This is a genomic window from Microcoleus sp. B4-C2 (assembly GCF_036705265.1).
GTDB lineage: Bacteria > Cyanobacteriota > Cyanobacteriia > Cyanobacteriales > Microcoleaceae > Microcoleus.
Genome location: NZ_JAUBUB010000146.1, coordinates 1 through 10,211, shown reverse-complemented (window position 1 = coordinate 10,211; position 10,211 = coordinate 1). Strand labels below are relative to the sequence as shown.

Below are 10,211 nucleotides of genomic sequence, written 5' to 3'. Positions count from 1 at the left end.
TTTTAAAGTCCCAAAAGCCTTTCGACCCCAATTATTTACTTGCTACCCCTTGACAGTTCAAGACAGTATCTACAAAAATCGCGGTCGCTCGACCGGACATGATATAGTCCAATACGGTTCAGTTAAGCTCGATCCCCCCTAGCCCCCCTTAAAAAAGGGGGGACAAGAAATTACTCTTGCGTCCCCCTTCTTAAGGGGGATTTAGGGGGATCTCGCCCGGAATAAATAGTTTTAACTGAACCGTATTGTGATATAGTCTGTATTTTAAATAACTATTAAAAATCAAAAGGAAGCTGAAATATAGATAATTTTTCAGCTTCCATTTTAAATTGATTGTGATTAATTTAACGCAGACCCAGCCAGGTGAAAAAATCCTGGCGGGTGAAGAATTCTAGCAGCAAAAGTCCCACGAACCCCACCATCGCAAATCGTCCGTTGATTTGTTCGGCGTAGGCATTCCACCCAAAGGCTGGTTCTGGTTTTGGGGTATTTGGGGTTGTCGGTTTTGGGGATGGAGGAGTTTTAGCAGTCATTTAAAAGTTTTAAGTTTGGAGTTGTGAGTGATGATTTTGGGGAAGCTTTGCGATCGCACAACTTGTAATTTACCAGGAAAAGGACAGCCGATCGCTAATCTGCTGACTTTTCTAAACTTTGAACCGATTCGATCAGATTTCGCACGGTTTCGGTACCTTCTGAAGGCTCAAAAAACAGCGGGAACTTGCCGCGAGCGATCATTCTCAAACCCAACGGGCCCAGACTCAGCAAACCTTTAACGTCGCGGAAGTAGTTCCCTACTACTTCGATGCCAAATTTGCGCTCGTCTATCCAGCCCCCTTCTTTGACGAGATTGATTAAAACTTTGCGGTGGCGGATCGATCGACTGGCTTGGTCGTCTTTGCGATCGAGAATCTCTTGTTTAATCTTACCAATTTGATCCATCGGCGCAACTTCCATCGGACAAACCGAGTTGCAGTAGTAACAGCGCGTGCATCCCCAGACGCCTGCGGTGCCTTCGTTGTATTTTTCCAGTCGATTTTCGGTTTCGCTGTCGCGGGAGTCGGCGATCGTGCGGTAAGCTTTGGCGAGGGCGTGGGGGCCGACAAATTCCGGGTTGACTTCGCGGGCGTTGCACTCAGAATAGCACGCACCGCAGAGGATGCAGTTGCCTGTTTGGTCGAGTTTCGATCGCTCTTCTGGAGTTTGCAGAAATTCGCGTTCTGGAATTGCTCGCGAGGCGGTGCTGATATATGGTTCAACTGCTTCGAGGTTGTCCCAAAAACTGGTCATGTCAACAACCAAATCTTTAATAATCGGCATATTTCCCATTGGGGCGACGGTGATTTCTGGGATGAAATCGGTAGGCATTTCTGCTGAGCTGGAATCAGCTATTTTTTGCAGTCTTGCGAGTTCGCTGGCCACATTTTCTTTGCACGCTAATGCCGATCGACCGTTAATTCGCATAGAACAACTGCCGCAAATTGTATTGCGGCAATTTTTGCGAAAAGCTAAAGTGCCGTCGTGTTCCCACTTAATACTGTTGAGGCAGTCAAGGATGGTATTGCTCTCTTCCACATCTAGGGTGTAAGTGTGAACCCGGGGAGCCTCGTTTTGATTTTGGCGCACTACATTAAAGCGGACTTTCATATTTTGATTAAGGAATTTAGTGTTTATTTTAAGCTGAATTTTTGCACTCTCTAGAAAGCTCTTATTTTTTTAACAACTCTCTAAAGTCAGAGATTTTTATTTTTATTTTATTGTTTGATAAACATCAATAATTCTCAAGTTATAAATCCTAAATTGCCAATTTTTTAAGCGGATTTGTGAGCTATTAATTGGAGATGAAAGTAATTAATCGCTACAACTCGCTAGTCGGAGGTGCGTGATGTCCAGCTTGTTTGTATTAACTTTTATGTTTTCCACACCTGCTTTTTGTCTGGGTCTGCTAAATCCTCAATGGGTGGGACTGGGAACTCGCAAGCGATCGGCTGCCTTGTACGGCGGGTTGATGGCAGTTTCGTTCGTTTTGCTTGGGGTTACAGCACCTAAGACGCCACAACCAGTTTCATCGGGGCTGCTGGCCTCAAATGAATGGCCAGAATTTAAGGTCAGCGCACCTTTGCGCTGAACGTAGCTGGGTATGCATCTCACTTTTTTGGTAGCATTACAAGAAATTTTACCAGGAATTACGCCCGGTTGGGCCTACAAACTTAGTTTTTTAACTACCAGCCGGGAAGTCCCGGGCGTATATTCAGAGGGGACGCATCTGAGCGCTACGCCCCGTACCCCGAATGAATTACGCCCGCGTGATGAAAGGCTCGTCGGGTGTAGGTACGGAAACCGACAATTAGACATTGCGAGTACCTTTAACTTTGATGTACTTTCTAACTATTAAATCGAAAAAATGGTACATTAAAGTAGGTGGAAAAAAAGAAGTTTCCCATGCAACTAACATACAAATACCGCCTCAAACCCACAAAACCCAATTAGCAACAATTGTGGCTCATCTAGAACTCTGTCGTCGGCAGTACAACTACCGACGGGCGTGAAAGATTCAGATGGTGGGAATCCACGAGAACGCCCGTCAACGCCTGTCCCTTGATTGTTTCGATAGTCCCTATTGAGGAGATTTATCAAAACATTCCTTTGACGAGAGTGCAGACTAGGGATGGTAAAAAAAAGGATGAATTAGGTAATCCTTTGACTAAAAAGGGTGACATTTTCTCGAACATTGAAGGCGGTTATGTGCAGTGGCAAACCATACAGCTTGCCGACCTGAAAAACACTAAAAAACTATTTCCTGATTATAAATTGTTGGATTCACAGGTTTTACAAGATGTCCTCAACAGGGTGGAAACTTCCTTTTCAAATTTCACCACGCCGGATAAAAATGGCAATCGTAGAGGCCAACCCAAGTTCAAAGGGTTTCACTACTACAAATCTTTCACTTATCCTCAGTTGGACAATTTAAATATTGTCAAGGACGAGCAAAATAGGATTTGTATTAGCCTCGCAAAAATAGGTAAGCGTGCCTATGGTCTTTCACCGCCCCATACCAACGGGTTTCAAAGTTAAGACGGGTACAGTTATCTCAGAAGCGGATGGGTGGTATATTTCCCTGACGCTAGAAGATAAGACGGTTCCTGTAACGGTTGCAGAAATTCAACCGACTGATGAAAACACTGTTGGTATAGATTTAGGAATAACTAAGGAATGAGAATTAAATAACTTCCACTCTTGAAAGTGGGATGGGCGTCCCGCCCGTCCAAAAAAGACGGGCGGGACGCCCATCCCACAATAACAATTAAAATTGTAAGTTATTTAATTCGCGATCCTAATTACGTCGCTCTTTCTAATGGCGAAAGAGTTGAGAATCCTAGATTTTTGAGGAAGTCGGCCCCGAAGCTGGCAAGACTTCAAGCGAAGCTAGCTAACCGAGTTAAGGGTTCTAAGCCTTGGAAAGTTATCAAGGACAGGATTTCTAGACTTCATCAGTTCGTAGCCAGAGCTAGATTGGATTTTCAGTTTAAAACGGCACATGAGCTGTTCGGGAAATGTGAAGTTTTAGCTGTTGAAGACTTGAGTGTCAAAAATCTGACTAGACGCGCTAAGCCCAAGACCGATATTGAGGATGGTAATTTGGTTTATTTGCCCAACGGTCAATCAGCTAAGAGTGGCTTGAATAAATCCCTGCTTGATGCTGCTCATGGGCAATTCGCTAGCGTCCTAAAATATGTCGCATGGAAATTGGGTAAAAGCGTTTTGTTTGTTGATCCGAAGGGAACTTCTCAAAATTGCTGGAACTGCCTAAATAAAGTTCCGAAATAATTATCGGAGCGGTGGCATTCTTGTCTGTGTGGAGAATCTTTGGATCGAGATGAAAACTCAGCTAAACTTATTAGAAAGATTGGTCTGAGTTACGAAAGTGGCGGGGGAACTCCGTCACTCAAAAAAGCATGAGCAAAAAAGGAAAAAGAAGCCTGCGGTCTAACTGTACCCAGTTGACCGTCAGGTTAGTTCACATAGTGGTTCTTGATAAAGCGGGACAGTAAAAGTAACAGTCGCTCCCAGCCCTTCTCCCATACTGTAAAAATTTACTGTACCCCCCATTGCTTCTACCAGTTTTTGAGAAATAGCCAACCCCAAACCGGTGCCGCCGTATTGCCTGGTACGATCGCCATCCACCTGAAAAAACGACTCAAATAATTTATCTTGCTTGTCGAGAGAAACGCCAATGCCAGTATCAGCGACTCGAATTTTCACCATTCCGGGGAACTGCTGGTTGTGAACAGTCACCTTTTTCTTAATAACCTCGGCACTGATGCGAATTCCCCCTTCCCCGGTAAATTTAATCGCATTGCCCGTGAGGTTCAAGATTACTTGAAGCAGGCGTTGGTAGTTGCCATACACAATAATCTCGTCCTCCACAGGGGGTTTTTGGATTTGAAATTGCAATCGCTTTTGCTCGACTTGAACCCGTGTAAAATCCTCAACTTGTTGCAACAGTTCACCGAGTTTGACGGGAGCGAGGTCTAACTCCATTTTGCCAGCTTCGATTTTAGCGACATCCAAAATATCGTTAATCACATTGAACAAATGTACTGCCGATCGGTAAGCTTCTTCGATAAATTGGTGCGCTTCTTCTGGGTCATCTGCCATGCCGTCCATAAGCAGTTTTAGGAAGCCGAGGATGCCGTTGAGGGGGGTGCGGAGTTCGTGAGAAGTATTAGCAAGAAATTGACTTTTAAGTTGGGAAAGAGCTACGGCTTCGGCGCGAGCGTGTTCTAATTCTTGGTAAAGTGTAGCGTGGGCGATCGCACTGCCGACTTGAGCGACTAACTCGCGGGCGAATTCGAGTTCGACAGGACTCCATTTCGGAGAATTGCCGCAGCGGTGCAAACATATCAGTGCATTGGGTTGGTCTTCATAGGAGGTAGCTGCTACGAGTACGGAATGGCGGTGGAAGGGATCGGTGGCGGGGGAGGCGTAATCGACTGCTACTGGTTTTAAGGTGGCTAAAGTTTGAATCCACCCTGGCTGTTCGGCTGCGCGCAGTTCTACTCCTAGCATAGAAGAGTAAGCTTCTTGGCGGTATTCAGCTACTACTTTAAAAGTTTTCGATTGGAGATTTTCGATTTGAGTTGGGGAAAGCGGGGGCGAGGGGTAGCTAGCTATTGACTGTTGTAATTCGGCTGCTGAGGCGGTCGATTTTTGCTTATTTTCTGAGGTAAGGAAGGGGGATGTTTCGAGATTTTCGCTGTCTTTTTTGTAGGAACAGATGATGCAGCGACTCGCGTTTAAAACTTGACCCAAGCTGTTAACAGTTTGCTGCCAAATGGTTGCTAAATCGAGGGTTTTGTGGAGATTTTGAGCGATTTGCGAGATGATTTTACGATCGATTTCCGAGTAGGGAGGGAGCGATCGACCGGGGATACGGCTCGCTGGAAGCGACATTTGTTGGCGGGCGTCCAAGGGGGATGGCAAAGCTCGATAGAGCATGAATTCTGGGGAGTCTGGCCGTCTGTCTGTGGGTTTGTCAGACAGCAGCCTTCCCATAACTAAGACTTTTGTAGCTTTGCCGTTTGAGTCGATCGCCGGAGTGAGTGTCAAATCGAAGAGAAAATATTGTCCGGCGTGGCAAAATGGATAGCTGAACCTTTGCGGTACGAGGGTTTCGAGCGCCCGCCGCAGGATATCGAGATAAGGCGCAGGGGGGATGGGTTGCAGGGTTTCGCTGAGGGGGCGATCCTCTTCGAGGGCTTCGCTAACGACAATTTGTTCTGCTGTAAGGTTGTACTGTTCGGCTTTTTGCCAGTAAAAAGATAGATATCTACCCCTTGCGTCTTGGGTAAATACTAATTCTGCCCCTAACTCTTGAAAAAAAACTGTAGAGGCGAGGCTCGATCGCCGAAAATCTGTGTTAGAGTCCATCAGAGTAGGGGATGAAAGTAGTTCGGATTTTGGAGTCTTGAGTTTTGAATAAATATCTCAATACTCCCCATTGTTTGATGCTTCTACTGTTAATTTTTGAGTTATTAATCAATTAAAAAGTTGTTGGCTTTTTAATTAAAACATTTATCGCTCAAAACTCACAATTAGCACAAATTTTAGGCTTCTATTATTGAGTATTGAGTGATTAATGAACTCAGAAAACATTTATTATTTAATTCTGAACTCAACTCAAAACTAAAAACTATTCGTTCTCAGCCGTTTTGGGTAATTTAAAGATAAAAATTAAGATTGAGAAATTAGGAATCTGCACCGATTAACTATCAAATGTGAAAATTACGCCAAAATATGAGGCTGCGAACCACCACCTCGAATAGTTCCGAGGTTGTGATTTAGCCGAGTTCACTCGCCCACCACTTGTAGCTTTCGCCGCGAAATCTGCAGGATCTCGCCCGCGCGATCGAAATTTCATTGCCAGAAACTTTACAGCCTGCAGATTTGCGCGCGCCGTCTGGGGCGAGAGTACCTCAGTCGTTCCACTCACCGCGGGGCGGGACTGGGGGGTTGCGGCGTAAACTCAGAGCCAGCTCGTCTTCGCGGCGCTCGCCTCTGAGCCACTGCTTGATTGCTGTTTCAATGACTTTGCTGGGGTCATTCGTCAAGTGCTTAATTTGGTCTAGCAGTTCAGGATCGATATGGATGGACAGTTCGACTTTTTCTGACGAACTGTGGGATGGTATTCTTGATTCGCTCATAGTTAAAAAATCCTAGTTTTAATTCTTAAGTTTCAATTCTTTTGATGACAACCGACTGGACTAGATATTGGCAGTCCCTGATTTGCACCCAACCTTTCCTCAACCGCTTAACCGCTTTCTGTACAATGAGAGAGAGAAAAGTTTTTTCCTTTTGGGTGTCCGGCCTCGATCGGACACTTGAAAGGCTAATAACTGATACTCTTGAGGTTTGCCTCAGTTGTGGTTTCATCTCAATCCCCAGTAAGAGGTTGAAGTAAGCACTCTACTCTTGCTTGTGTAATCATACAACAAAAAGTATCCTTTGCCGATTAGCTCTTCGATAAAAAACATGACTAACGTCCCTGTATCTCGCATTCGTAATTTTTCGATTATTGCTCACATCGACCACGGAAAATCGACCTTGGCCGATCGCCTGTTGCAGGCGACTGGGACTGTGCAGGCACGGGAGATGAAGGAGCAGTTTTTAGACAATATGGATCTCGAACGCGAACGCGGCATTACGATCAAGCTGCAAGCGGCTCGGATGAATTATACTGCCAAGGACGGTCAGGAGTACGTGCTGAATCTGATCGACACTCCCGGACACGTGGACTTTTCTTACGAGGTGTCGCGATCGCTCGCTGCTTGCGAAGGGGCGCTGCTGGTGGTAGACGCATCTCAAGGCGTGGAAGCACAAACCCTCGCAAATGTCTACCTTGCCTTGGGACACAATCTGGAAATTATTCCAGTTTTAAATAAAATTGACCTGCCGGGGGCAGAACCGGAACGGGTAAAAGGGGAAATTGAAGAAATTATCGGTCTGGACTGTAGCGGGGCGATTGAGGCTTCGGCTAAGGAAGGAATTGGTATAGATGAGATTTTGGAGTCGATCGTCGAATTGGTGCCGCCACCGCAGGATACTGTTGACAAACCGCTCAGGGCGCTAATTTTTGACAGTTATTACGACCCTTATCGCGGGGTAATTGTGTATTTCCGGGTGATGGACGGAAGTGTCAAAAAGGGCGATCGAGTTTTGTTGATGGTTTCGGGTAAGGAATATGTCATCGATGAATTGGGCATCCTTTCACCGACTCAAGTTCAAGTAGACGAACTGCACGCGGGGGAAGTCGGTTATCTGGGCGCGGCAATTAAAGCCGTAGCTGATGCTCGCGTCGGCGATACAATTACTTTGGTCAAAAAGCCTGCACCGGAGCCTTGGCCGGGTTATACAGAAGCAAAACCGATGGTTTTTTGCGGCTTGTTCCCGATCGATGCTGACCAATTTCCCGATTTGCGGGAAGCTTTAGAAAAACTCGAACTCAACGATGCGGCGCTTTCTTACGAACCGGAAACTTCGAGTGCGATGGGATTTGGTTTTCGCTGCGGTTTCTTGGGTTTGCTGCACATGGAAATTGTGCAAGAAAGACTGGAGAGAGAATACAATTTGGATTTGATTGTTACGGCTCCTTCTGTGGTTTATCAAATCACAACAATTAAAGGAGAAGTGTTAACAATTGACAATCCCAGCCACTTGCCCGATCCTCAGTATCGCGAGAAAATTGAGGAACCTTATGTGCGGGTAGAAATGCTGTCGCCGGAAACTTATGTGGGCGCGCTGATGGAACTATCTCAAAGTCGGCGGGGCATTTTTATGGATATGAAGTATCTGAGTCAAGGCCGAACTACGCTGGTTTACGAGTTGCCTTTGGCGGAGGTGGTGACGGACTTTTTCGATCAGATGAAATCGCGATCGCGCGGTTATGCGAGCATGGAGTATCACCTCATCGGTTATCGCGAAAATCCGTTAGTGAAAATGGACATTTTAATTAATGGCGATCCGGTTGACGCTTTGGCGATGATCGTACACCGCGATAAGGCTTATAATGTGGGCCGCGGATTGACTGAAAAACTCAAGGAGTTGATTCCCCGCCATCAATTTAAGGTGCCGATTCAAGCGACAATTGGCGCGAAGGTGATTGCTTCGGAACACATTCCGGCTTTGCGGAAGGATGTCTTGGCGAAGTGTTACGGCGGTGATATTTCGCGGAAGAAGAAGTTGCTGCAAAAGCAGGCGAAGGGTAAGAAGCGGATGAAGTCTGTGGGTACTGTGGATGTGCCGCAGGAGGCTTTTATGGCTGTGCTGAAGCTCGATCGAGATTCGTAATCTGTGTGGCTTTTTGTTAGGAACAGGCAAGATGCCTGTTCCACAAAGAGTCTGTTTTTTTGTCGTTGTTTGCAGTGCTCTAGAACAGGCAAGATGCCTGTTCCACAAAGAGTCTGTTTGATTGTGGAATTTTGTCAGGAACAGGCAAGATGCCTGTTCCACAAAGAGTCTGTTTTCTGTAGTTGTTTGCAGTCATCTAGAACAGGCAAGATGCCTGTTCCACAAAGAGTCTGTTTGATTGTGGCCTTTTGTCAGGAACAGGCAAGATGCCTGTTCCACAAATAGTCTGTTTTTTGTAGTTGTTTGCAGTCATCTAGAACAGGCAAGATGCCTGTTCCACAAAGAGTCTGTTTTAGTTTTCTTGTGGGATGGGCATCTTGCCCGTCCCTGTGGGGGTCCAGAATATGGCTGCAGCGTGAGTGGCGATCGCCCGATCGCATCACAGCAGATTATAACTCAAACAAGAATGCTTTGTTGAAACTCGCGCTGAATTTCATCTACAACTTTGCGATCGCTCAAATCACGATGCCACCAGTGGCTACAGCCATCTTGACAATATTTGCAGTACCTGCGCGCATCGGCAATTGCCAATAAACTCATTAACAGGAAAAAGGTTTTGATAGATTCTGAGGGCGGGAGTTTCAAAAGCTTTGCCATTTGTTCTTTTAATTGCCCTCTACTCAGCAACACACAAGGGGTGTAAGTTGGGCGAAGTTTTGATTTGGCAATTGCTAGGGAAACATCTTCTTCTCGCGCCCCTGCTTGGAGGGTCATGTAGGATAGCCGCTGCAATATTTCCTGCTGGTATTCGGTTGGGAAGCTTAAAAACCAGTTTTTTGCATCTTCTTGGCTAATTAATTCTTGTTGAATTTGATTGATTGTAATTTCATCGGCTAGATTCATTTGCCTCTCCTAAGTCTGGCTCAAATATAACGTGAGGTTCTCCTGAGATGAGGGGGCCAGTAAAAATATCGATTCCCGTTTCTCGACCTGAACTATTAATTTCGCCGCCACTTGTACCGCGAGGGACGGAACTGCTAGCGGAATGCCGCTGGCGAGACTTACCTAACATTATATAGTCCCAGTCAGAAGTTGGCGTACTTGTCCCGTTTGCTCGACTGCCAACAACTATGATGGTTTGTTTTGTCCGATCGGCTGCATTCTGAATTCTCCTGGCATCTTCTGGAGATATGCCTGCTTCTTGCCATGTTTTTACACCTCTCATTTAATGAATATTAGCATTGCAGTAGGCGACTTGTTTAGCACTTCTCGATTTAAAAATTAAGCACGATAACAATACTCCGGACAGTTTTTAAATAGGGATGCTTACGCAATAAAGCACAGAAGCGAAAAAACTGAGTGCTATC

General features: G+C 45.7%; 12 protein-coding genes. 6 read left to right on the top strand and 6 right to left on the bottom strand.

The window, feature by feature from the left end; translation table 11 throughout:
- Window positions 1-344: 344 nt before the first annotated feature.
- Window positions 345-533 carry a chlorophyll a/b-binding protein gene (locus QUB20_RS27020; protein WP_333051883.1) on the bottom strand — a complete coding sequence of 63 codons (189 nt, stop codon included), beginning with the start codon at window positions 531-533 and terminating at the stop codon, window positions 345-347.
- A gap of 94 nt (window positions 534-627) precedes the next feature.
- The gene (locus QUB20_RS27015; protein WP_333251052.1) at window positions 628-1,644 is read right to left on the bottom strand and encodes a succinate dehydrogenase/fumarate reductase iron-sulfur subunit; all 1,017 of its coding nucleotides are present in this window, start codon (window positions 1,642-1,644) and stop codon (window positions 628-630) included.
- Between the two features lie 265 nt (window positions 1,645-1,909).
- Between QUB20_RS27015 and QUB20_RS27010 the strand changes: the two genes are divergently transcribed.
- The 4 genes from QUB20_RS27010 (at window position 1,910) to QUB20_RS26995 (ending at window position 3,825) form a co-directional block, all read left to right on the top strand.
- Window positions 1,910-2,125 carry a hypothetical protein gene (locus QUB20_RS27010; RefSeq protein WP_333291790.1) on the top strand — a complete coding sequence of 72 codons (216 nt, stop codon included), beginning with the start codon at window positions 1,910-1,912 and terminating at the stop codon, window positions 2,123-2,125.
- Window positions 2,126-2,372: 247 nt separating this feature from the next.
- Window positions 2,373-2,546, top strand: coding sequence for a hypothetical protein (locus QUB20_RS27005; protein ID WP_333291789.1), 174 nt, complete (start codon window positions 2,373-2,375; stop codon window positions 2,544-2,546).
- A gap of 479 nt (window positions 2,547-3,025) precedes the next feature.
- A complete protein-coding gene (locus tag QUB20_RS27000; protein ID WP_333251056.1) occupies window positions 3,026-3,214 on the top strand; it encodes a hypothetical protein in 189 nt (62 codons plus the stop codon).
- A gap of 26 nt (window positions 3,215-3,240) precedes the next feature.
- Entirely contained in the window at window positions 3,241-3,825 is a 585-nt protein-coding gene (locus QUB20_RS26995; protein ID WP_333232694.1) for a transposase, read from the top strand.
- Window positions 3,826-4,005: 180 nt separating this feature from the next.
- Here QUB20_RS26995 and QUB20_RS26990 read toward each other — a convergent pair whose 3' ends face one another.
- Both QUB20_RS26990 and QUB20_RS26985 read right to left on the bottom strand, forming a co-directional pair.
- A complete protein-coding gene (locus QUB20_RS26990) occupies window positions 4,006-5,928 on the bottom strand; it encodes a GAF domain-containing sensor histidine kinase (RefSeq protein WP_333251058.1) in 1,923 nt (640 codons plus the stop codon).
- Between the two features lie 545 nt (window positions 5,929-6,473).
- Complete coding sequence (locus tag QUB20_RS26985; protein ID WP_333051858.1) at window positions 6,474-6,701, bottom strand: hypothetical protein; 228 nt, start codon at window positions 6,699-6,701, stop codon at window positions 6,474-6,476.
- A 328-nt stretch (window positions 6,702-7,029) separates the two neighbouring features.
- Here QUB20_RS26985 and lepA point away from each other — a divergent pair, with 328 nt between their 5' ends.
- The gene (lepA, locus tag QUB20_RS26980) at window positions 7,030-8,844 is read left to right on the top strand and encodes a translation elongation factor 4 (protein ID WP_333051855.1); all 1,815 of its coding nucleotides are present in this window, start codon (window positions 7,030-7,032) and stop codon (window positions 8,842-8,844) included.
- A gap of 93 nt (window positions 8,845-8,937) precedes the next feature.
- Window positions 8,938-9,129: a hypothetical protein gene (locus QUB20_RS28800; RefSeq protein WP_445299434.1), complete on the top strand. Its 192-nt coding sequence runs from the start codon at window positions 8,938-8,940 to the stop codon at window positions 9,127-9,129.
- Between the two features lie 171 nt (window positions 9,130-9,300).
- Here the strand turns inward: QUB20_RS28800 and QUB20_RS26975 are convergent, their stop codons facing one another.
- Window positions 9,301-9,747: a DUF5958 family protein gene (locus QUB20_RS26975; protein WP_333251060.1), complete on the bottom strand. Its 447-nt coding sequence runs from the start codon at window positions 9,745-9,747 to the stop codon at window positions 9,301-9,303.
- Window positions 9,731-10,069 (bottom strand): hypothetical protein, encoded by a 339-nt coding sequence (locus QUB20_RS26970; RefSeq protein WP_333251062.1) that lies wholly within the window; start codon window positions 10,067-10,069, stop codon window positions 9,731-9,733. The genes QUB20_RS26975 and QUB20_RS26970 overlap by 17 nt, the downstream gene beginning before the upstream one ends.
- Window positions 10,070-10,211: the final 142 nt, after the last annotated feature.